Annotated in this window: 17 protein-coding genes and 2 pseudogenes; 13 read left to right on the top strand and 6 right to left on the bottom strand. The window is 71.6% G+C overall.

The window, feature by feature from the left end; translation table 11 throughout:
- Positions 1-14: 14 nt before the first annotated feature.
- The gene (locus tag ACIBJB_RS40030; protein WP_398938550.1) at positions 15-677 is read right to left on the bottom strand and encodes a bifunctional DNA primase/polymerase; all 663 of its coding nucleotides are present in this window, start codon (positions 675-677) and stop codon (positions 15-17) included.
- 468 nt (positions 678-1,145) lie between these two features.
- On the opposite strand from ACIBJB_RS40030, the gene ACIBJB_RS40025 reads away from it, so the two are divergent.
- The gene (locus tag ACIBJB_RS40025) at positions 1,146-2,531 is read left to right on the top strand and encodes a transcriptional regulator (protein WP_398938548.1); all 1,386 of its coding nucleotides are present in this window, start codon (positions 1,146-1,148) and stop codon (positions 2,529-2,531) included.
- A gap of 182 nt (positions 2,532-2,713) precedes the next feature.
- Positions 2,714-4,522 (top strand): hypothetical protein, encoded by a 1,809-nt coding sequence (locus tag ACIBJB_RS40020; RefSeq protein WP_398938546.1) that lies wholly within the window; start codon positions 2,714-2,716, stop codon positions 4,520-4,522.
- A gap of 33 nt (positions 4,523-4,555) precedes the next feature.
- On the opposite strand, the gene ACIBJB_RS40015 is transcribed toward ACIBJB_RS40020, so the two are convergent.
- Positions 4,556-5,905 carry an ABC transporter substrate-binding protein gene (locus tag ACIBJB_RS40015; RefSeq protein WP_398938544.1) on the bottom strand — a complete coding sequence of 450 codons (1,350 nt, stop codon included), beginning with the start codon at positions 5,903-5,905 and terminating at the stop codon, positions 4,556-4,558.
- Between the two features lie 118 nt (positions 5,906-6,023).
- Between ACIBJB_RS40015 and ACIBJB_RS40010 the strand changes: the two genes are divergently transcribed.
- Positions 6,024-6,524 carry a hypothetical protein gene (locus tag ACIBJB_RS40010; protein WP_398938542.1) on the top strand — a complete coding sequence of 167 codons (501 nt, stop codon included), beginning with the start codon at positions 6,024-6,026 and terminating at the stop codon, positions 6,522-6,524.
- Positions 6,525-6,570: 46 nt separating this feature from the next.
- A complete protein-coding gene (purU, locus tag ACIBJB_RS40005; protein WP_398938540.1) occupies positions 6,571-7,440 on the top strand; it encodes a formyltetrahydrofolate deformylase in 870 nt (289 codons plus the stop codon).
- A gap of 100 nt (positions 7,441-7,540) precedes the next feature.
- Here purU and ACIBJB_RS40000 read toward each other — a convergent pair whose 3' ends face one another.
- The gene (locus ACIBJB_RS40000) at positions 7,541-8,980 is read right to left on the bottom strand and encodes a zf-HC2 domain-containing protein (RefSeq protein WP_398938733.1); all 1,440 of its coding nucleotides are present in this window, start codon (positions 8,978-8,980) and stop codon (positions 7,541-7,543) included.
- A gap of 305 nt (positions 8,981-9,285) precedes the next feature.
- Positions 9,286-9,867 (bottom strand): sigma-70 family RNA polymerase sigma factor, encoded by a 582-nt coding sequence (locus tag ACIBJB_RS39995; protein ID WP_398938538.1) that lies wholly within the window; start codon positions 9,865-9,867, stop codon positions 9,286-9,288.
- Between the two features lie 314 nt (positions 9,868-10,181).
- On the opposite strand from ACIBJB_RS39995, the gene ACIBJB_RS39990 reads away from it, so the two are divergent.
- Together ACIBJB_RS39990 and ACIBJB_RS39985 are read left to right on the top strand one after the other, a co-directional pair.
- Positions 10,182-10,562, top strand: a complete 381-nt coding sequence (locus tag ACIBJB_RS39990) for an STAS domain-containing protein (RefSeq protein ID WP_398938536.1) — start codon at positions 10,182-10,184, stop codon at positions 10,560-10,562.
- Positions 10,563-10,726: 164 nt separating this feature from the next.
- Positions 10,727-11,239, top strand: coding sequence for an EF-hand domain-containing protein (locus ACIBJB_RS39985; protein ID WP_398938534.1), 513 nt, complete (start codon positions 10,727-10,729; stop codon positions 11,237-11,239).
- Here ACIBJB_RS39985 and ACIBJB_RS39980 read toward each other — a convergent pair.
- Positions 11,218-12,726: a class I adenylate-forming enzyme family protein gene (locus tag ACIBJB_RS39980; RefSeq protein WP_398938532.1), complete on the bottom strand. Its 1,509-nt coding sequence runs from the start codon at positions 12,724-12,726 to the stop codon at positions 11,218-11,220. The two genes, ACIBJB_RS39985 and ACIBJB_RS39980, sit on opposite strands and share 22 nt — an antisense overlap.
- A gap of 140 nt (positions 12,727-12,866) precedes the next feature.
- Here ACIBJB_RS39980 and ACIBJB_RS39975 point away from each other — a divergent pair, with 140 nt between their 5' ends.
- The 4 genes and pseudogenes from ACIBJB_RS39975 to ACIBJB_RS39960 all read left to right on the top strand — a co-directional run bounded on the left by ACIBJB_RS39975 (position 12,867) and on the right by ACIBJB_RS39960 (position 16,358).
- On the top strand, positions 12,867-14,000 hold the full coding sequence (locus ACIBJB_RS39975; protein WP_398938530.1) for an acyl-CoA dehydrogenase family protein: 1,134 nt from the start codon (positions 12,867-12,869) through the stop codon (positions 13,998-14,000).
- 1 nt (position 14,001) lies between these two features.
- A pseudogene (locus ACIBJB_RS39970) lies at positions 14,002-14,268 on the top strand (acyl-CoA dehydrogenase family protein); the annotation flags it as partial.
- A gap of 726 nt (positions 14,269-14,994) precedes the next feature.
- Positions 14,995-15,408: pseudogene (locus ACIBJB_RS39965) on the top strand (acyl-CoA dehydrogenase family protein); the annotation flags it as partial.
- A 488-nt stretch (positions 15,409-15,896) separates the two neighbouring features.
- Positions 15,897-16,358, top strand: a complete 462-nt coding sequence (locus ACIBJB_RS39960; protein WP_398938731.1) for an ATP-binding protein — start codon at positions 15,897-15,899, stop codon at positions 16,356-16,358.
- A 316-nt stretch (positions 16,359-16,674) separates the two neighbouring features.
- Here the strand turns inward: ACIBJB_RS39960 and ACIBJB_RS39955 are convergent, their stop codons facing one another.
- The gene (locus ACIBJB_RS39955) at positions 16,675-17,601 is read right to left on the bottom strand and encodes a cyclase family protein (RefSeq protein WP_398938528.1); all 927 of its coding nucleotides are present in this window, start codon (positions 17,599-17,601) and stop codon (positions 16,675-16,677) included.
- Positions 17,602-17,686: 85 nt separating this feature from the next.
- Between ACIBJB_RS39955 and ACIBJB_RS39950 the strand changes: the two genes are divergently transcribed.
- The 3 genes from ACIBJB_RS39950 to ACIBJB_RS39940 all read left to right on the top strand — a co-directional run bounded on the left by ACIBJB_RS39950 (position 17,687) and on the right by ACIBJB_RS39940 (position 20,863).
- The gene (locus ACIBJB_RS39950) at positions 17,687-18,553 is read left to right on the top strand and encodes an SDR family oxidoreductase (protein ID WP_398938526.1); all 867 of its coding nucleotides are present in this window, start codon (positions 17,687-17,689) and stop codon (positions 18,551-18,553) included.
- Between the two features lie 109 nt (positions 18,554-18,662).
- The gene (locus ACIBJB_RS39945; RefSeq protein WP_398938524.1) at positions 18,663-19,814 is read left to right on the top strand and encodes an acyl-CoA dehydrogenase family protein; all 1,152 of its coding nucleotides are present in this window, start codon (positions 18,663-18,665) and stop codon (positions 19,812-19,814) included.
- Positions 19,814-20,863 carry a Zn-dependent alcohol dehydrogenase gene (locus tag ACIBJB_RS39940; RefSeq protein ID WP_398938522.1) on the top strand — a complete coding sequence of 350 codons (1,050 nt, stop codon included), beginning with the start codon at positions 19,814-19,816 and terminating at the stop codon, positions 20,861-20,863. The genes ACIBJB_RS39945 and ACIBJB_RS39940 overlap by 1 nt, the downstream gene beginning before the upstream one ends.
- The last annotated feature ends 4 nt before the right edge of the window (positions 20,864-20,867 follow it).

The following is a 20,867-nucleotide window of genomic DNA, read 5'->3' as shown; positions in this document are numbered from 1 at the left end:
CCTACGGGCGCACGTCACCGATCCCGACCGCAGGCATAGGCGAGCGGGGAGATCAACTCCTCGGCATCCGGAAGCCAGCGGTTCGCGGGCGTCGGACGGCAGGCCCACTGAACGGCGCCGGACGATCCGTACCGAGTAGGAGGCCCGGCGACGTACGCCCCTTCCCCGAGCGCGACCAGATCGAGCGACGAGGGCGTCCAGCCGAGCTTCCGTACCAGCTCCGGCACCTTCACCGACGCCCCCGGCAACACGAAGAAGTGCATCCGGCGGTCAGGCGTCAACGTCACGGGCCCCAGGGTCAACTCCATCCGCTCCATGCGGGCCAGCGCCAGGAACCCCGCCGACTCCGGGACGGAGATCGCGTCGAACGTCCGGCCGGTCGGCAGCAGAATGGAAGCCGTCGGCTGCTTCTGCCACATCCGGCGCGCGACCGTCGCACTGCCGGTGGCCTGCGTCGCCCAGTCCTCCCGAGAGGGGTGTGCCCCGGGCACGGCGCACGCGGCGTCACCGCAGGAGCACCGCTGCACCCCGTCGACGGCTTCCAGCCAGGTGCCGGGGAAGACGTCCCAGTGGCGCTCCTCGGCGTATCGAACGGCTGTCTCCAGCAGCGATTCCCCGCGCTGCTTCGGAATCTGAGCGGCTTCGGTGCCCGCGATCGTCTCTTCCACGCTCAGCACAACTCCCGCGCCCACCTCGGGTTACGGCCGGGCCGCGGCGTCGGACCGACTTCTGCCGCGCGTTCGCCGGCACGCATTCCCCCGTTCTCGGCCGCGCTCGCGCGGGGGATCGCGGGGGGATCCCCGTCGCCACCGGCGAGGCACGCCCTTCGGGCGGACGGAGCCGGTCCGACGCCAGGACCTGCGCGCGCGGGGGAGGAGCATTGATCGGGCATCTGGGGCGCATGGGTGCACGGGTGGGGGCGCGCGAGAGGAACCGGGGCGTGAGCTGGGTAACCACGAGGGGGGCAGGCTTCTGCCTTTACCCCGGCAATCCTCGCATGCCTCGCATTTTAGACGTCATGGTGGGGCATTGATCTTCACGGCCGGATCTTTTCGGTGGGTTCGAAGGGATCCGACGGACCGATCCGGTGGAAGACACGTCAACTCGGTGCGTGGGCAGGCACCGCAGCCACAGGGGGTACGCCAATGGCCGCAAGGCCTCTCGTCGCGCGGCAGCCGAACGAACGGCTGCAGGCGCTCATCCAGGAGGCGGGGTGCTCGAACGCCGGGCTCGCCCGCCGGGTCAACATGTGCGGCGCCGAGCACGGCCTCGACCTGCGCTACGACAAGACGTCCGTGGCCCGCTGGCTGCGCGGACAGCAGCCGCGGGGCAGGGCGCCCGCGATCATCGCGGAGGCCCTCGGGCGCAAGCTCGGCCGTACGGTCACGATCGACGAGATCGGCATGGCCAACGGCAAGAACCTCGCCTCCGGCGTCGGGCTCCAGTTCTCGCCGACGGTACTGGGCGCCATCGAGCAGGTGTGTGAGCTGTGGCGCAGTGACGTGGGCCGCCGGGACTTCCTGTCCGGCTCCTCGGTCGCCGCGTCCGCGCTGGTGGAGCCGAGCCGTGACTGGCTGATCTCGTCGCCCGACTCGCAGGTGGCGCGCCAGGCGGGCCCGCGCGTGGGGCAGTCCGACGTGGCGGCCGTGCGCGCGATGACCCAGGCGCTCGTCGACCTCGACCACCAGTACGGCAGCGGGCATGTGCGCCCGGTCGTCGTGCACTACCTCAACAGCGTGGTCTCCGGGCTGCTCGCGGGGTCGTACCGGGAGGCGATCGGGCGTGAACTGTTCGCCGCCGTCGCGCGGTTGACGGAGCTCGCCGGGTACATGGCGATCGACACCGGGCAACCGGGCCTGGCCCAGCGGTACTACATCCAGGCGCTGCGGCTCGCTCAGGCCGCGGGCGACCGCGGATACGGCGGCTATGTGCTCGCCGCGTCCATGAGCCACCTCGCCGCGCAGCTCGGGAACCCGCGCGAGATCGCCCAGTTGGCGCGGGCGGCGCAGGAGGGGGCGCGGGGCCGGGTGACACCGCGCGCGGAGGCGATGTTCTACGCGGCGGAGGCCCGCGGGCACGCGCTCATGGGCGACGCGCGGGCCACCCAGGTGGCGTCCGGACGGGCCGTGCACGCGCTGGAGGCGGCGGACCCCTCCTCCGGCGACGACCCCGCCTGGATCGCGCACTTCGACGAGGCCTATCTGGCGGACGAGTTGGCCCACTGCCACCGTGACCTCGGCCAGGCCGAGGCGGCGGCGCGGTGCGCGCAGGAGTCCCTGGACGGGCTTCCCGAGAACAAGGCGCGTCGGCGGGCCATCGGGCTGGTCCTGCTCGCCTCCGCGCAGGTGCAGCAGCGCGAGGTCGAACAGGCCTGCAACACCGGCCTGAAAGCGGTCGAGTTGCTGGAGACCCTGCGCTCCAACCGGGGCGCGGAGTACCTCGACGACTTCCAGCAGCGCCTCGAGCCGTTCCGGGACGAGGCCGTCGTCAGGGAGTTCGGGGCCCGGCTCGACCTTCAGGCGGCCGCGTAAAGGAGGACGTATACGAGGACATATACAGCGGATGCGGGCCCGGAACTGTCACGTGATCTCCCGGGATTTGTTACTGCGGTCACAGGGACGCAGGTCACGTCCTGTGCTACGTGGCACCGGGCTCGGAGGACCCGGTAGCGTGAGCCGACGATTCCGAAGTTCCCGCATCAGTAGGAGTCCCGGTGACGCAGAGTGGACAGGGCGAGCAGCCCTCGGCGCGCGAAGCGCGCGAAGGCATCGTGCTGCCCTCCGACGGTGGGGAACCCCTGCTGCCGGGACAGACGGGTGGACACGGCGGTCCGCAGCCCGGATACGGCCCCCCGCAGCAGGGCGGTCACGGCGGCCCTCCGCAGCCGGGCCCGTCCGGCCCGGCGCCCGACGCGGCGTACGGCCGGCCTTCCGACGCCCCGTCCTACGGCCAGCCGCCCGGCGGTCAGGCGTGGGGCACCCCATGGGGCCCCGACCAGCAGCAGGGCCAGGACCGGCAGAGCCAGGACCAGCCGCAGGCCCAGGACTGGTCGCAGCCGCCCGCCCAGACCTGGGGCACGCCCCAGCAGCCCGGCGGCATACCGCCCCAGTCCCAGTCCCAGTCCCAGCCGCAGCCCGCGCCGGGGTATGACACGGACGAACCGACCTCGTACTACCTGCCGCCGGTCGGCCAACCTGCTCCCCAGTCCCAGTCCCAGCCGCTGCCCCCGCAGCAGGGCCAGGTCGCGCCCTACGAGGCTCCCGGGGCCGGTGCACCGCAGCAGCAGCCCGCGCCCGGCTTTGACTCCAACGAGCCGACCTCCTACTACCTCCCGCCCGTGGGCCGGCCGCTCCCGTCGGGTCCCGGCATACCCGCGTCCGCGCCCCTGCCGCCCGCCGACGAGGGCGCCACGCAGTTCATACCGCCGGTCACGGGCGCTCCCGCCGGCCACGAGGGAGCCACCCAGTACCTCCCGCCCGTCCGCCCCGGCGCGCTCCCACCCGAGGTGTCCCCCGAGGCGGCGCACTACCCGCGGCAGCACCCGCAGGCCCCGTACGGCGCGCAGCCCCCGCAGAACGCGGCCCCCGGACCGTTCCCGCCCAGCGCGCCGACCGGCCCCGACGCCGAGGCCACGCAGTTCATCGCGCCCGTGCCCGCGCAGACCGCCGGCGCGCCCTACGGCGGGGAACGGCAGCCGCCCTCCGAGTTCGACAACCTCTTCCGCGGTGGGCCGGGCGGTGACGGCGGGGCCGCGTCCACGCAGCAGATGCCACGGTTCGCCCAGCCCGAGGCCGTACCGCCCGCGTACGGGGCCCAGCAGCCGTCGTACGGTGCCCAGCCGCCGTACGGGCCGCCGGGCGGTGACGTCTACGACGACGGCGGCCGAGGTGGCCGCAGGCGGTCGCGGGTGCCGGTCATCGCCGCCGTGGGCATCGGGATCGTCGTGCTCGGCATCGGGGCGGGCGCGCTGCTCGCCGGGGGCGGGGGCGGCGACGGGGGCGACAAGAACCAGACCGTGTCGGCGACGGCCCCCGCGACCGACGGCTCCGCCTCTCCTTCAGCCGATCCCGCGAAGGCGCAGGCCGCGGAGCTGGACAAGCTGCTCGCCGACAGTGGCAACAGCCGTTCCTCGGTGATCAGCGCGGTGGCGAACGTGAAGTCCTGCAAGAACCTCGGCCAGGCGGCCAAGGACCTGCGGGACGCGGCGGCCCAGCGCACCGGTCTGGTGACCCGGCTCAAGGCGCTCCCCGTCGACCGGTTGCCGAGCCACGCCGAGCTGACCGACGCCCTCACCAAGGCCTGGCAGGCGTCCGCGTCCGCCGACAACCACTACGCGTCCTGGGCCGACCAGGCCGGCGGCAAGAAGGGCTGCAAGAAGGGCCAGGCCCGCACCACGGGCCAGACCCAGGCCGGCAACCGGGACAGCGGCACCGCCAGCATCGAGAAGGCCAAGGCGGCCCGGCTGTGGAACGCGATCGCCAGGAAGTACAGCCTGACCGAGCGCACGGCGACCCAGCTGTGAGCGGTCCGCGGGGGGCGTCGCGCCCCCCGCGGGTCAGTTGACGTCCGCGTTCTTGAGTGTCGTCGTCACGTCGGTGAAGCCCTTGCGTGCCGCCACGAGCTGGCCCTGGCGGACCACCTGGAGCGTCACGTGGGCGTTGACCATGCGCGGGAAGCCGACCGAGGCGAGGTCGTCGGCGGAGCTCCAGGTGTCCCGGGTGGTCCACTGGAGAGTCGGCGTCAGACCGCCGGTCGGGATCTTGAGGCCGTTGTTGAGGGCGGCGCGGATGCTGCCGGCGGAGACCTCGCCGCCGCCGAGCGACTCGACGGCCTTCGTGAACACCGTGTAGGCGATCCAGGTGGTCTGCACCCCCGCGTCCGCCGAGTCGATGCGGTTGTCGCCGAAGGCCTCCTTGTTGATGACCTTCTTCATCGCGGCCCAGCGGGCATCGCTCTCCACGGGGTACCAGCCGGTGATGTACGACCCCTCGTAGGGCCCCGACGCCCCGCCGGACGCGTCGATCACCGTCTGGTCGACGCTGCCCATCGCCATGGCCGTGCGCACCTGCGGGTAGTCCTCGCGGGCGCGCCGGAAGGAGTCCATGAAGGTGCTGGTGCGGTCGCCGAGCGCGGGCACCACACACCCCTGCTTCGAGGCGGAGCCCGAGGCGGAAGCCGAGGCACCGGACGTCGAGCCGTCGAGCGCCTTCGTGGACTGCGCCGAGTACTCGGTGGCGTCGTCCGCCGCCCGCACGTCGCCCGCGGCCCGGTGTCCGCCGGTGGTCAGCCCGGAGTCCAGCAGGACGGGCAGCTCGTCGCCCGCGATGGTGTCGGGCCGTACGAGGGTGACGTTGCCGCAGGCCGTGGCGAGCGCCTTGCCGAGGCCGGCCAGCAGGGTGGGCTGGCCGCCGTTGACGGGGTAGGACAGCGGGCTGGTGAACTCGGCGTTGGTGACGCCGTAGCCGCCGATGTAGGGGATGCCGGCGCCCTCGAGGGGCGGGAAGAAGGAGTCGGCGTACTGGCTGTAGGAGCCGACGACCGCGACGACGTTCTCCTTGACCGCGCGCCGGGCGCACTTCGCCGCGGACACCCCGTCGTTGTGGTCGTTGCAGGTCAGGACGGTGAGCTTACGGCCGTTGATGCCGCCCTTGGAGTTGATCCAGCGGGCGTACGCCTGGGCGAAGGCGGGCATGCCGGGCTTGTTGGTCGCCTTGGTGTCCGACGGGGCCCAGGTCATGACCTTGATCGGACCGTCCCCGGAACCCCCCGTGGTACCGGGGACGACCCCGCAACCGGCGGCGAGGGAAGCACACGCCACCAGTGCCCCCGCCGCGAGGGCGGTGGCTCTGACGGGCCGGTGGTGCTGGGGGAGGAAGGTGCTGCGGATGCGTCGCCTGCCGGTCATGGACACACACGCTTCCGTCACATCGCCAACTCGAAAGTGACCCTCGGTAGATGAAGGGTGACGTAAAGGTGAACAGCGGGGGCCTGTGAGGCACGTATGGGGGAAGAACGTACGATCGGTGACCGTGCAAGGTTCGGAGAACTCTTCCCGTCGCGGCCGTCGCTCCTCCACCATGGGCGGCATGCCACTGAACGACATGCCGTGGTGGCGCTGGCGCAGCAATGTGCGCTCCGCGCTGCACATGCTCTCCGACCCCGGGTTCCAGCAGAACGTCTGGCTGGCCGGCGTCGAGGGGTACGGGGACGTCACCGACGCCGTGTACCGCCTCGTCGAGGACACCTGGCTCGACAATTGGTCCGCCGAGAAATACGTGGGCACGATCTTCCGGGACTCCCAGGAGGCGGCCCTCGTCGACACCGCCGTCCTGCGGGTGCTGCGGATCATGCACCAGGTCGGTCCAGACGCCCCCGTCTCCGTGTACATGGAGAACCCGGGGTGGCCGGACGCGGTGCGGGCGGCGCGGGACGCGCACGTGCGCATGGCGACGGCCGACGGGGAGGACCCGGACGTGCCGCCGCGCACGCTCGAGGTGCTGCAGATCATGACCCGGTCCGCGTGACGGACGCGCTGTCTGCCGCACCGGCGGATATGCGACCCTGTCCTGCATGAACGAGCAGTCCACCCCCGCCGACCAGTACGTCCTGACGCTGTCCTGCCCCGACAAGAAGGGCATCGTGCACGCCGTGTCGAGCTATCTCTTCATGACCGGCTGCAACATCGAGGACAGCCAGCAGTTCGGCGACCACGACACGGGGCTGTTCTTCATGCGCGTCCACTTCTCGGGGGACGCGCCGCTGACGGTGGACAAGCTGCGGGCGTCGTTCGCCGCGATCGGTGACTCCTTCCACATGGACTGGCAGATCAACCGGGTCGAGGACCGGATGCGGGTCGTGCTGATGGTCAGCAGGTTCGGGCACTGCCTGAACGACCTGCTCTTCCGCACGAGCATCGGTGCGCTGCCGGTGGAGATCGCCGCGGTGGTGTCCAATCACACTGACTTCGCCGAGCTCGTGGGGTCGTACAACATTCCCTTCCACCACATTCCGGTGACGCGGGAGAACAAGGCCGAAGCGGAGGCGCGGCTGCTGGAGCTGGTGCGCGAGCAGGACGTCGAGCTCGTCGTGCTCGCCCGGTACATGCAGGTGCTGTCCGACGATCTGTGCAAGCAGCTCAGCGGCAGGATCATCAACATCCACCACTCGTTCCTGCCGAGCTTCAAGGGCGCGAAGCCGTATCACCAGGCTCATGCGCGCGGGGTCAAGCTGATCGGGGCGACGGCGCACTATGTGACCGCGGACCTCGACGAGGGGCCGATCATCGAGCAGGAGGTCGAGCGGGTGGGGCATGGCGTGACGCCGGACCAGCTCGTGGCGATCGGGCGGGATGTGGAGTGCCAGGCGCTGGCGCGGGCCGTTAAGTGGCATGCCGAGCGCAGGATTCTGCTGAACGGGCGGCGGACGGTGGTGTTCGCCTAGGAGCTCGGGGGTTGCGGGTTCGTGGGCGGCTGCGGGTGGTTCGTGGTTGCTCGCGCAGTTCCCACCGGCCCGCAGCGGCCGACGAGCCCCCCGCCCGCCCCTACATCCGGCTCAAGCTCGCCGCCGCGAACAGTACGTCTCTGATGGCCTCGCGATCACCCAGTTGCCCCGCCGCCGCCTCCGCCGGAGGCACATGGCCCGCGGCCAGCTGGCAGAACTCCACGCCGTCCAGCGCCACATGGGCCACCTCGTGCTCCGCCGAACCCACCGCCGCGGGGGAGTCCAGGGGGATCAGCCACTCACCCCCACCCAGGCCCTCGATCTCCAGACGCAGGGTGCGGCCAGGGCCTCCGGCGCTCACGAGATGCCGTCCATGGGCCGGTGACGCCAAACCCTTCTGTCGCCGTTCCGCCAGCACCGCGGGCAACACCCGGGCCGCCAGGTCGATCATGCGGTTGAGGTGGCGGGGGGACGGCGGCTCGTAGGGGTAGTCGACCGCCTCCGCGATGTCCTCCGCGTGGACCCAGCACTCGAAGGCGCGGTCCAGCATCGCGTCGTGGAGGGGCAGGACGAAGTCGCCGTAGGCCACCTCGAGTTTGCCGGCGGTGCCGCCGGTGAACGACACCGTCCGGACGAGGTCGTGGCTCTGCTCACGCCAGGGGGTGCGGACGGAGCGGGTCGGCGGGAAGTGCGACGCGCGCCAGTACGCCTCGGTGCGGCCGGCCGGCGTGGGAGCGTCCGCGGAGACCTCGCCCATCGGATCGTCCAGGCCCAGGGCGATCGCGACGAGGCCGTCGACCGACATCAGGTGGGCTATGACGCCGGCGACCGTCGTACGGCGGCTCGTCGCCTCGTCGGCGTCGAACCAGCGCAGCCGCACCGGCGCGTGCCACTCGGCGTCGCCGAAGTCCTGCAGCAGCGCGTCGAGGCGGGCGGTCTCGGCGTCGTACGGCGTGGCCCACTCGGGCATCGGGATGCGCGGCGGGCGCCGGTCGAGGCAGCCGTCGAGGACGCGGGTGCGCAGGCCGGGGTCCAGGTCGAGGCTCTCGGGGCGCTGCAGCAGGCCCACCGCCCCGCGCAGCCGCAGTGCCTCGTCGGCGCAGGCGCCGCAGACGCCGAGGTGGTCCTCCACGGCGGCCGTCTCCTCCGCCGAACACGCGGCCAGCGCCCATGCCCCGAGCAGCGCCTTCAGCACACGGTGCTCCAGGAAGAGGGGAGCGGAGGGGGCCGGCTCCTCCAGCACGGGCAGCGGACGGCCGGTGTCCTCGACGGAGGCGCGGGGGAGCGGTATGCGGGGCGGGTGGTGGGCGTCGGTGCCGTGCGAGGTGGTGCCCGCCGGGTCGTCGGGGTCGTGGGGACCGCCGTCACCCGCGCTGCCCACGCCTCCGGCGCCAGGACGGGCCGGGTCACCGCTGCCGTCGGTTCCACCGGGGCCGGGGCTGCCCGGTCCGCCTGCGCCCAGGGGGGTCGGGTCGCCGGTGCCTGCCGTGCCGGGGCTGTTCGGGTCGGCGTTGCGCTGCTCGCCTGTGCCGGAGCGCATCGGGTCGGCGTTGCCGTCGGTTCCGCGGGGGGCGGGGCTGCCGGGTCCGTCTGCGCCCAGGGTGGTCGGGTCGCCGGTGCCTGCCGGGTCAGGGTGGGTCGGGGCGCCGTTGCCGTGGTCGTCCGTGTCCCGGCCGTCCTCGTGGTCGTCGTCCGGGTTGCGGGTGCCGGCGTCACCGTTTCCGAGGTCGTCGGTCATTTTCTCCGTGCTCTCGGGGAAAACCCCGCCGTCCCCCGAACCCTCCCGCGGCCCCCTGCCCTCGTACCCGTCCTGCTCGTCCTGTGCCTCGAAACCGCCGGCTCCGCTCACGCCGCGCCTCCGTATCCCGGCGGCGCCCCAGGCGCTCCCGTGTCGTGGGCCGTGGACAGGAGTTGGAGGCCCAGGCGGAGGCGGCGGCGGGCCTCGTCCTCGGTGATGCTGAGGTCGGCGGCCGCCTGGCGGTAGTCACGGCGCTGGAAGTAGGCCAGCTCTAGCGCGGCCCGCAGCGGGGTGGGCATGGACTGCACGATGTAGTCGGCGCGCGCGGCGACCGAGGCGTGGCGCACCTTGCGCTCCAGTTCCTCGGTGGAGCCCTCGGCGCCCTGGGTGAGCGCGGCGGTCTCGGTGGCGCGCAGCCGCTGCACGGCCAGGCGGTGGGTCAGCCCGGCGACCCAGGAGCGCAGCGGGCCCTGTTGGGGGTCGTAGGCCTCGGGGTGCTCCCAGACGTGGACGAAGACCTCCCGTGTGACGCCGTCGGCGGCGCGCTCGTCTCCGAGCACGCGGTGGGCGAGACCGTGCACGAGTGAAGCGAAACGGTCGTAGAGCTCGCCGAGGGCGGCCGCCTCACCGCGTGCGAGCCGCTGCTGCATCTTGCGGTCCCAGCGGGGCGGTGCGTCCTTCTTCGCCATGCGGCCCCCTCACCCCTGGAAGTGTCCGGGTCAAGCCTGCGCCCACCGTCTTCTCGAATGTAGTCGGCACCTCCGGCAGCGCACGCCCCTTTGTTCCAATGCACGCCCCCCGAGGGGCCGCAGGTGGTAGTGGACCTTCCCCTACCCGCCCACTCACTGATCAGACCTGATCGAACAGGGTCGAAGCCGACTAAAACAAGCCTCTTTCGAACGATTTCCGTTTCTCCGTCTTTGTTTCAGGGAACGGCCGCTGGGCAGCCGCGCTGCAAGGAAGCGTAGGAAAGGCTTCCGTTTGTTTCCGGCGAGCGAAGGGCATGGTGGTGGCGTTCAATGTGACCGGCAACGAGCAGGGCGACTGGACCGTGCTCAGTGTGACGGGCGAGCTGGACCTGGTGACCTCGCCGGTGCTCCGCCAGCGCGTCCACGACGTGGTGGCCGAGGGGCGCCACAGTCTCGTCCTCGACCTCTCGGACGTGTACTTCTGTGACTCCAGCGGTGTCGGCGTCCTCATCGCCTCCCGCCGCCTGATCCGCTCCTGCCAGGGCGATCTGCGCCTGATCCTCCCGGCCCAGGGCGCCGCCGACGGCTCCCACGTCAACCGCGTCCTCGGTGCCCTCGGCGTCCGCCGCCTGTTCGAGGTCCACCCGGACGTGGACTCGGCGACCGACGAGAAGGCGGGACCGCTGTCGGCCTGAGCGCGTACGCCGGCTGTGACCCGGGGCACCCCGACTGCCACACCGTTGTCCCGAAATTCTCCCGGTCTTGGCACAGGCGCCGCCTTCCGGCCCCCGGGGCGCCGCCCACGTCGTACGCTCCGTGCGAGACGCACCCGATGTGATGTGAGGCGGCCCGAAGAGACATGGTCAGCAGCGAGTACGAGCGCAGGATCGCCGGCCGGTTCGTCACCTTCGACCAGGACGGCAACGGTTACATCGATCGCGAGGACTTCAACGTGGCGGCCAAGGCGCTGCTCACCGAGTTCGACACCGCGGCACGCTCCGACAAGGGACAGGCGCTGTACATCGGCGCGGAGGCGTTCTGGCAGGGCATGGCCGGGATCGCGGACCGGGACGGCGACCAGCGGATCACCCGGGACGAGTTCGTGAACGGCGCGGTCAAGCGGCTGCGCGACAACCCGGAACGCTTCGCCGAGATCGCCCGGCCCTTCCTGCACGCCGCGCTCGCCGTCGCGGACCAGGACGGCGACGGACGCGCCACCGTCGAGGACACCGCGCGGGTGCTGAGGATCCTCGGCGTGAGCGAGGACATCGCACTGGCCGCCGCGGCCACCCTGGACACGGACGGCGACGGCAAGGTCGGCGAGGAAGAGATCGTGCCCGCCTTCGCCCGCTACTTCACCGTGCCCGAATAGCGCTCCCTGAGCTTGTACTTCAGGACCTTGCGCAGGGTCTCGTTGCGCGGAAGGGCGTCCACCACCTCCACCTGCTCCGGCAGCTTGTGGGTCGACAGCCCTTCCGCCCGCAGATACGCGGTCACGGCGTCCAGGGTCAGCTCCCCGGCACCCTCGGGCTGTTCCACCACGGCACACACGCGTTCCCCGCGCTCGGCGTCCGGCAGCCCGATCACCGCCACGTCCCCGACGGCCGGATGCGCGGCCAGCAGGTCCTCGATCTCCTTCGCCGAGATGTTCTCGCCCTTGCGGATGATCACGTCCTTGAGCCGTCCGGTGAGCACCAGGTGGCCGGTGGCCGTAAGGTGTCCGAGATCACCGGTGCGCAGATAGCCCTCCTCGTCGAAGGCCTCCGCCGTCTGGGACGGGTCGAGATACCCCTGGCACACCGCCTCCCCCTTCAGCCGCACCTCCCCGTCCACGATCCGCACGGACATCCCCTCCGGCGGCCGTCCCTCGGTCGTCGCCAGGTTCTCCACCGTGTCGTCCGGGTCACCCATGGTGATCATCGGCACCTCGGTCATGCCGTACCCGTGCGTCAGCTGCACCCCCAGCTCCCGTACGACGGCGTGATAGACCTCCGGCGGCTTGGGCGCCCCGCCGCCCGCGAGCAGCCGCAGGGAGGGGATGATCCTCTCGCCCGGCCGCTTGCGCTGCTCGGTGAGGAACATGGAGTAGAACGCCGTCGAACCGCCCGCCACCGTCACCCCGTGGCGGCGGTATCCCTCCAGCGCCTCCGGCAGGGCGAACTGCTCGAACATCACCGCCGGGAAGCCGTACAACAGCAGCATCACGGTGTAGTCCGGGCCCGCGATGTGCGCGTACGGGAAGGCCATCGACCCCACGTCGTCCGCCGTGAGGCGCAGCGCGTGCGCGAGGCAGGAGCCGCCCGCGATCAGTGAACGGTCCGTGTGGAGAACGCCCTTGGGGTCGGAGGTGGTTCCCGAGGTCCAGTAGATCCACCGGACCGAGGTGCCGTCGGCGGGCGGGGCGGGCAGGACGGCCGGGTCGCCGTCCGGGAGGTCGTCGTACGCCTCGAAGATCCCCTTCGCGCCGAGCCGCCGGGCCATCTCCGTGTGGTCGAAGCCGCGCCAGACGCCCGGTACGGCGAAGAACTCCGCCTTGGACTCCCGCAGGGCGAAGGCGACTTCGCGGTCCCGGTAGAAGGGGATGACGGGCGACTGCACGGCGCCCAGACGGGCGAGCGCGAAGGAGAGCAGGGCCGTCTCGATACGGGTGGGCAGCTGCCAGGCGACGACCGTGCCGGGGCGTACGCCCATGTCGTACAGGCCGGCCGCCACCCGCTCGCCGCGCGCGCGTAGCTCGCCGAAGGTGAGCGTGCGGTCGTCCTGGAGGAGGACCCGGCGGTCGGGGGTCAGGTCGGCGCGGCGGGCGACCAGCTCCCAGAGGGTGCGGGACGCGCTGAGCGCGTGGGCGGTGTCGGTCACGGCGGCCCCCTCGTGGAGCTGACGGGTAGTCAGATCGTGGGCAGAGCGTAGGGCGCCACGCCTTGTCGGTCCAGGGGTGCGGGACTTAGCCTTCCGGTGCGAGCAGTATCTGACGGGCTATCAGATATGGAGTGCCGTCCATGGATCTCGCGTACACGCCGGAAGAGGAGGAGTTCCGGGCGCGGCTGCGGGAGTGGCTCGCCAAGGCGCTCCCCACGCTGCCGCCGAAGCCGTCCCCGGAGGACTGGCCCGGACGCAGGAGCTACGACCTCGGCTGGCAGCGCATGCTGTACGACGCCGGGTACGCGCACGTGCACTGGGACGCCTCGCCCACCACGCGGCTGATCTTCCTGGAGGAGACGGAGGCCGCGGGCGCGCCCTATGTGGGCGCCGGGTTCGTGGGACTGCTCCACGCGGGACCGACGATCGCCGCCGAGGGCACCGCCGGGCAGCGGGCACGCTGGCTGCCGCCGATCCTGCGGGGCGAGGAGGTCTGGTGCCAGGGGTTCAGCGAACCGGACGCCGGGAGCGACCTCGCGGCGCTGCGCACGCGCGCGCGTAGGGACGGCGACGACTATGTGGTGACCGGGTCCAAGATCTGGACCTCGCACGCCGAAGTGGCCGACTGGTGCGAGCTGCTGGTGCGCACGGACCCGGCGGCCCCGAAGCACCGGGGGATCAGCTGGCTTGCGATGCCCATGTCCGCGCCGGGGGTCGTGGTGCGTCCTCTCCGCACGCTCGCCGGGTCCACCGAGTTCGCCGAGGTGTTCCTCGACGAGGTGCGGGTGCCGGTGGCGAACCGGGTGGGCGAGGAGAACGACGGCTGGCGCGTGACCATGGTGACGCTGTCCTTCGAGCGCGGTACGGCCTTCGTGGGCGAGGTCGTCGCCTGTCGGCGGGTGCTGGGCGAACTCGCCCGTACGGCACGGGAGAACGGGCGCTGGGACGATCCCGTGCTGAGACGGCGGCTGGGGAGGCTGAACGCCGAGTTCCGTGCGCTGTGGCGGCTGACGCAGTGGAACGTGAGCGAGGCCGAGGCGAGTGGCGGGGTGCCGGGGGTGGGGGGTTCGGTTTTCAAACTCCGCTACTCGCACGCCCGCCAGGAGTTGTACGACGCCGCCGCGGACGTACTGGGGCCGGACAGCCTGGATCTCGACCGGCCCTGGGTGCTCGACCGGTTGTCCTCGCTGTCGTACACGATCGCGGCCGGGACCTCGCAGATTCAGCGGAACATCGTGGCCGAGCGGATTCTCGGGCTGCCGAAGGGGCGTTGACGTGCGCTTTCAACTGACCGAGGAGCAGCAGGCGTTGCGCGCCGGGATGCGGGAGCTGCTCGCCCGGCGCTTCGACGGGGCCGCGCTGCGGGCCGCCGCGGAGGAACCCCGTCTGGACCGGGCGCTGTGGCGGGAGTTGGGTGCGGCCGGGTTCTTCGCGCTGCGGGTGCCGGAAGCGGACGGCGGGGTCGGGCTGGGGTTGCCGGAAGCAGTGCTGGTCTTCGAGGAGGCCGGGCGGGCCCTGCTGCCGGGACCGCTGGTGGCGACCCACCTCGCGGCGGGCACGGTACCGGGGGCGGCCTCCGGCGAGGCGGTGGTGACGGACGTCGACAACGGCGGGCTGGTCGAGTGGCTGTCCGAGGCGGACGTCGTACACGGGGACGCCAGGGCGGCCGTATCCCTGCGGTCCATGGACCCGTTGACGCCGCTGCACCGGGTTCCCGGAGCGGGGGGCGGGGGACCGCGTCCGGCCGAGCCCGCGGGCGACCCTGGGGCCGGCGTGGAGCGGGGCTCCTCCGTGCGGCGCCCGGGGACGGGGGTGGGACAGGAATCCTCCGCGCGGCTCCCGGGGACGGGCCCGTCGGCGGCGCCCGGGGCGTCTACGGCTGCCGGGCCCGGGGCGTCGTCGGCTGCCGCGTCCGGTTCGGCTTTCGTCGCTGCTGCCGGTTCTTCCTCGGTGACTGCGTCTGGCTCGTCTTCCGGCGAGGCTGCCGGTTCGTCTTCCGCGGCCGCCGGCCGGTCCTCGAAGACCGCTCCCGGCCGGTATTCAGCAGCCGTCCCTGGCCGGTCCTCCACCACTGCCCCTGGCCAGTCCTCCGCAGCCGTCCCTGGCCGGTCCTCCGCGGACGCCCCCGGGGAGTCCTCGACGACCGCTCCGGGCCAGTCCTCTGCGGTGGTCCCCGGGCAGTCCTCCGCGGCGATCCCTGGGCAGTCCTCCACCACTGCCCCTGCGCGCGCCCCCTCACCGTCAGTCGGCCCAGGGTCTCGATCCCTCCCCGACCCCGTCGCCGTACTCCTGACCGCGGCCGAGCAGCTCGGTACCGCCACGCGTGTGTGTGAGCTCGCCGTGCAACACGCCGGGGCGCGGGAGCAGTTCGGGCAGCCGATCGGGGCCTTCCAGGCGGTCAAGCATCTGTGCGCCCAGATGCTGGTGCGGGCGGAGACGGCCCGGGCCGCGGTGTACGCGGCCGCCGTGACCGCCGACCCGGTGGACGTCGCCGCGGCCCGGCTGCTGGCCGACGAGGCGGCCGAGCGGGGTGCCCGGGACTGTCTCCAGGTGCACGGCGGGATGGGCTTCACCTGGGAGTGCGAGGTGCAGCTGCATCTGAAGCGGGCCTGGGTGCGGGCCCGGAGGACCGGCGGCGGTGCGGAGAGTGAGGAGTTGCTCGCCGTCGATCTGTTGGCCTGAGGCGCCCGCGACCGGAGCGGATGTCGCGGATTGTGGCATACCGGAATCACGGAGCGTTGGTATCGGGTTGTGTCCTATGTGTGACTCGTCACGTCCTGGAGTCGGCGCCCCGCTCCGGTACCTTGTGTGAGATGCGAGTGGTTCCGAGCATGAGCCATGCCGGTGTTGCCGAAGAGGCGGCCCCGGACCCGGCGATGCGCGCCGCTGCTCGCGGGGCGGAAGGCCCTGCGGTCACCGCCTGTTCGACTTCCCAGGACGGGCGTCGCACAGTATCCCGCACGGGTACTCCTTCGCGCTGGAATATGCCCGAAGCGCTTGTTGGCGTGACTGTACGTCAACCATGCTGTCCTGTAAGGGATTCACGTTCTGTGACCCCGGCTTTGGTCATTGTTCTGGTCATGCAAAAAATGGCTACGATCGTGGCCCTCGTGAGGCGCGAGGCCATGTGCCCGCCGGTTCGGATGGTGTGAGCGGTGCAGGTGCTTCAAGTGCAGCTGGAGATCCGGCCCGACCCCGCAGAGGTGGGGCGAGCCCGGCGGTGGGCCCGTTCGCGGCTCGCCGTATGCGGGATAGAGGTCGACGAACCGCTCGCCGAGATCCTGATCCTGCTCGTGTCGGAGCTCGTCACCAACGCCGTGGTGCACACCGGCCGACCGGCCGTCCTGCGGCTGTCCCTGCCGGATGCCGAGGTGGAGCCGGCCACCGTACGCCTCGAGGTCGCCGACCGCAGTGGCCGCGCCCCGGTGCCGCGCTGCGTCGACGGTGAGGCGACCGGCGGCCGCGGCCTCGCCCTCGTCGACGGCCTCGCGGACCGCTGGGGCTGGAGCCCCGAAGGCGCGGGCAAGAGCATCTGGTGCGAACTCGACCGCTGCGAGCAGCCGCGAAAGAGCGCCCAGGCCTACGACATCGAGGCCTCGGCCTACGAGGGGTTCGCGTTCGAGGCGGTGTGACCGGCGCACGGTCGCAGAGAGCGCCGTCCCCCTTTGCTCGAGGCCGGTCGGTGCGCCGGGACGTGCATCCGTGCGCGGTCGTGACAAATAGGTCGTAAGTAATAAATCCTCGTACGTGTGTTGACGCAGCGTGTTCGATTGATGACGCTGGTGGTCGGCGATTCGCCGCGAGGGGACGCCGAGGGCTTCGGTGACGGAAGCCCCCGACGAGTGCGGATCGTGACGCGGTGTCGATTTCCTCAGGGCGGAAGGAAGTCGATGACGGCGGCGCGCGAGACCGTGCTCGGGGCGGACCTGCGCGCCGCCGGCCGACCGCTCACAGAACGGCCACCGGGGCCACGGGTGTTCCGGTGCCGCCGGCGAACGGCTCGGGCATCGCCGACAGCAGGAACGCGTACCGGCCAAGTTGTCCACAGGCTGTGGACAACTCTTCCAGGTTCCAGTTCTGGCCCTGCAGCATCCCCATCTCCACCAGGTCCAGGGCGTGCACCGGCAGCCACAGGTCCTCGATCTCGGGCGGGAAGATCTCGAACGTGAGCGTGTCGTTGGCGACCGCCGCGACGTCACGCGCGTGGAACCACTCCGGAGTGCGGACCGACAGGCCCGGCGACGGATACGCGTACGCCTCCTTGTCCCCGGCGAGATACACCTGGATCTGTCCGGTCCGTACGAGCACGATGTCACCGGCACGCACGCGCGTGCCCGCGAGTTCCTCGGCGGCCTCCAGGTCCTCGGGGGTCACGGCGTGGCCGCCGTCGAGCCGGTCCACGCCCCGCGCGCGGGCCACGTCGAGCAGCACCCCGCGCGAGACGACGTGCCGGGCCTTGTCGATCCCGCTGAACTCGGCGCCGCCGTGCGGGGTGATGGTGCCGGCCGGGCGGCCGTTGTAGAGCATGCCGGAGTGCGAGACATGGGTGAGCGCGTCCCAGTGGGTGGCGGCCTGCAGGCCCATGGTCACCGCGTCGTCGCTGCACGCGACCGTCCCCGGGCCGAAGATCTCCTGGTTGATCTGCACCATCGTGTGCAGGGGGTTGACCCGGCCCGGCATCATCCCGGTCTGCACGCCGTCCTGCCTGAGGGGCAGCGCGAGAGGGATGCGACGACCCGTGCGGACGGTCGCGGCGGCCTCGCGGACGACCTCGTCGGTGATCAGGTTCAGGGTGCCGATCTCGTCGTCGGCGCCCCAACGACCCCAGTTGTTCACGCGCTTGGCGATGTCGTGGAACGCGGCCGGAAGTGACATCGGGCCCTCCCCGGGGCTTGTGTCCGCACATCTGACGGGTCATAAAATCTAACGGTCCGTCAGAAACCGCGGGAAGGGGCCGGGCATGGGGAACTTCTTGGCAGGCAGGGTCGTCGCCGTGACCGGCGCGGGGCGGGGGATCGGGCGGGCGGTCGCGCTGGCCGCGGCGGGGGAGGGGGCGCGCGTCGTCGTCAACGACTACGGCGTGTCCGTGGACGGGGCGTCTCCCCAGAGCGATGTCGCTTCCGGTGTCGTGAAGGAGATCGAGGCGGCCGGGGGTGAGGCCGTCGCCGTGGCCGACGACATCTCGACGATGGCGGGCGGGCAGCGGGTCGTCGATGCCGCGTTGTCCTCCTACGGGCGGATCGACGGTGTCGTCTGTGTCGCCGGGATCCTGCGTGAGCGGATGTTGTTCAACATGACCGAGGAGGAGTGGGATCCGGTCGTCGCCACGCATCTGAAGGGGACGTTCACGGTGTTCCGGGCGGCCTCCGCGGTGATGCGGAAGCAGCGGGCGGGGACGTTGATCGGGTTCACCAGCGGGAATCACCAGGGGTCGTATTCGCAGGCGAATTACAGCGCGGCGAAAGGCGGGATCATCTCGCTGGTGCGCAGCGCGGCATTGGGGCTGCACAAGTACGGGGTGACCGCGAACGCGGTGGCGCCCGTCGCTCGTACGCGGATGTCGGCGAACGTTCCCTTCGAGCTCGCGGAGATCGGGGAGCCGGAGGATGTGGCGCCCATGGTGGTCTATCTGCTGTCCGAGCGGGCTCAGGAGATCACCGGGCAGGTGTACACCGTGGCGGGGGCGAAGATCGCGGTGTGGGCTCAGCCTCGGGAGTTGCGTGCCGCGTATGCCTCCGGCGGGTGGACGGCGGAAATGATCGCGGAGTTCTTGCCGGGGAGCGTGGGGGTGGATCCGATGCCGTTGCTTTCGGGGCCGGATGCCTAGTGGGTCGGGGGTGTGTCTTGTTTGGCGGCTGCGGGTCGTCTGTGGTTGCTCGCGCAGTTCCCCGCGCCCCTGGGTGGGTTGTCGGGGCCGGTGTTGAGAGGAGGACCCCGTGGACTTTGCGTTTGCCGCTGAGGATGAGGCGTTTCGCTCCGAGGTGCGGGAATGGCTGTCCAGCCATGTGGACGGGGCGCAGGATCGGCGTACCTGGGAACGTACTCTCGGGAAGTCCGGGTGGATCGGGCTCGGTTGGTCGGAGGCCGGGTATGGGAACCGGACCGCCACGCTGACGCAGCAGGTTGTCTGGGCCGAGGAGTACGCGGGGTCGGGGGCGCCGGCGCGGTCCGGGCATATCGGGGAGAAGCTGCTCGCGCCCACTCTTCTCGCGCACGGCACCGACGAGCAGAAGGCGCGCTTTCTTCCTCCCGTCGCCGCCGGGGAGGAGTTGTGGTGCCAGGGATACAGCGAGCCCGGGGCGGGGTCCGACCTCGCGGGGGTGCGGACCAGGGCCACGCGGGTCGAGGACGGGACGTATCGGATCAGCGGGCAGAAGATCTGGACGTCCCTCGCTCATGAGGCGGACTGGTGTTTCGTCCTCGCACGGACCGATCCGGAGTCCCGTCGGCATCACGGGCTGTCGTTCCTCCTCGTTCCCATGGACCAGCCGGGGCGCATCGAGGTGCGGCCCATTCGGCAGCTGACCGGGACCAGTGAGTTCAACGAGGTCTTCTTCGACGGGGCACACGCGCGTGCGGAGCATGTCGTCGGGGGTGAGGGGCGCGGCTGGCAGGTGGCGATGAGTCTGCTGGGGTTCGAGCGCGGGGTGTCCACGCTGGCCCAACAGATCGGGTTCGCCGAGGAGTTGACGCGGGTGGTGCAGACCGCCGTACGCACTGGCGCGGTCTCCGATCCGGTCGTGCAGGGGCTGCTCGTGCGGCAGTGGGCCGAGCTGCGGACCATGCGGTGGAACGCCCTGCGGACGCTGGGGGGTTCCGGGGACGCCGGGGCGTCCAGTGTGGCCAAGCTGCTGTGGTCGGGGTGGCACCAACGGCTCGGGGAGCTGGCGATGCTCGTCCGGGGGGCGGAGGCGACGGTCGGGCCCGGGGACTGGTCCCCCTCCTCGCCGTACGAACTCGACGCCCTGCAGCATCTGTTCCTGTTCTCGCGGGCCGACACCATCTACGGCGGCTCGGACCAGATCCAGCGCACCATCATCGCCGAGCGGGTGCTCGGTCTGCCCAGGGAACCCAAGGGGGTCGTCTGATGCGCGGCGTGCTGTTCGACGGGAGGCAGATCCAGGTCGTCGACGATCTGGAGGTGCGGGACCCGGGGCCGGGCGAGGTGCAGGTCGCGATCTCGGCGGCCGGGCTGTGCCACAGCGACCTGTCCGTGGTGGACGGAACCATTCCGTTTCCGGTTCCGGTGGTGCTGGGGCATGAGGGCGCGGGCGTGGTGGAGGCGGTGGGGGACGGGGTCACCCATGTCGGGCCCGGCGACCATGTGGCGCTGTCCACGCTCGCCAACTGCGGTGCCTGCGCCGACTGCGACCGGGGGCGGCCGACCATGTGCCGCAAAGCCATCGGGCGGCCCCAGAAACCCTTTTCCCGGGGCGGGGAGCGGGTGTTCCAGTTCGCGTGCAACTCCGCCTTCGCGGAACGGACGGTGGTGAAGGCCGTCCAGGCGGTCCGGATACCGAAGGACATTCCGCTGTCGTCCGCCGCGCTCATCGGGTGCGGGGTGCTGACCGGGGTGGGGGCCGTGCTCAACCGGGCCCGGGTGGACCGAGGCGAGAGCGTGCTCGTCATCGGGACCGGGGGGATCGGGCTCAACGTCATCCAGGGCGCGCGGATCGCGGGGGCGTCGCGGATCGTCGCGGTGGACGCCAATCCGGCGAAGGAGGCGATGGCCCGGCAGTTCGGGGCGACCGACTTCCTGACGTCGGCGGAGGGGGCGCGGGAGCTGCTGCCGCACGGCGTGGACCACGCCTTCGAGTGCGTCGGCCGGGTCGAACTCGTGCGCACCGCCGTCGACCTGCTGGACCGGCACGGCCAGGCGGTCCTGCTGGGGGTTCCGGCGGCGGGAGCGGAGGCGTCCTTCGTCGTCGCGTCGATGTTCCTCGACAAGTCCATCCTCGGCTGCCGCTACGGATCCTCGCGGCCGCAGCGGGACATCCCGCTGTACGCGGAGCTCTACCGTCAGGGACGGCTGTTCCTCGACGAACTGGTCACGGAGACCTATCCCATCGAGGACTTCGAGAAGGCGGTGGGGGACGCGGAGGCGGGGCGGGTGGCCCGAGGGGTGCTCACCTTCTAGGCAG

This window comes from Streptomyces sp. NPDC050759, assembly GCF_044456945.1.
GTDB lineage: Bacteria > Actinomycetota > Actinomycetes > Streptomycetales > Streptomycetaceae > Streptomyces.
The sequence above is the reverse complement of the archived record's forward strand: the minus strand, read 5'-3'. Positions and strand labels throughout refer to the sequence as shown.

Coding starts and splice junctions, on each gene's coding strand:
- ACIBJB_RS40025 (WP_398938548.1), top strand. CDS start 1,146: ATGGCCGCAAGGCCTCTCGTCGCGCGGCAGCCGAACGAACGGCTGCAG.
- ACIBJB_RS40015 (WP_398938544.1), bottom strand. CDS start 5,905: ATGACCGGCAGGCGACGCATCCGCAGCACCTTCCTCCCCCAGCACCAC.
- purU (WP_398938540.1), top strand. CDS start 6,571: ATGAACGAGCAGTCCACCCCCGCCGACCAGTACGTCCTGACGCTGTCC.
- ACIBJB_RS40000 (WP_398938733.1), bottom strand. CDS start 8,980: ATGCGCTCCGGCACAGGCGAGCAGCGCAACGCCGACCCGAACAGCCCC.
- ACIBJB_RS39995 (WP_398938538.1), bottom strand. CDS start 9,867: ATGGCGAAGAAGGACGCACCGCCCCGCTGGGACCGCAAGATGCAGCAG.
- ACIBJB_RS39990 (WP_398938536.1), top strand. CDS start 10,182: ATGGTGGTGGCGTTCAATGTGACCGGCAACGAGCAGGGCGACTGGACC.
- ACIBJB_RS39985 (WP_398938534.1), top strand. CDS start 10,727: ATGGTCAGCAGCGAGTACGAGCGCAGGATCGCCGGCCGGTTCGTCACC.
- ACIBJB_RS39975 (WP_398938530.1), top strand. CDS start 12,867: ATGGATCTCGCGTACACGCCGGAAGAGGAGGAGTTCCGGGCGCGGCTG.
- ACIBJB_RS39955 (WP_398938528.1), bottom strand. CDS start 17,601: ATGTCACTTCCGGCCGCGTTCCACGACATCGCCAAGCGCGTGAACAAC.
- ACIBJB_RS39950 (WP_398938526.1), top strand. CDS start 17,687: ATGGGGAACTTCTTGGCAGGCAGGGTCGTCGCCGTGACCGGCGCGGGG.
- ACIBJB_RS39940 (WP_398938522.1), top strand. CDS start 19,814: ATGCGCGGCGTGCTGTTCGACGGGAGGCAGATCCAGGTCGTCGACGAT.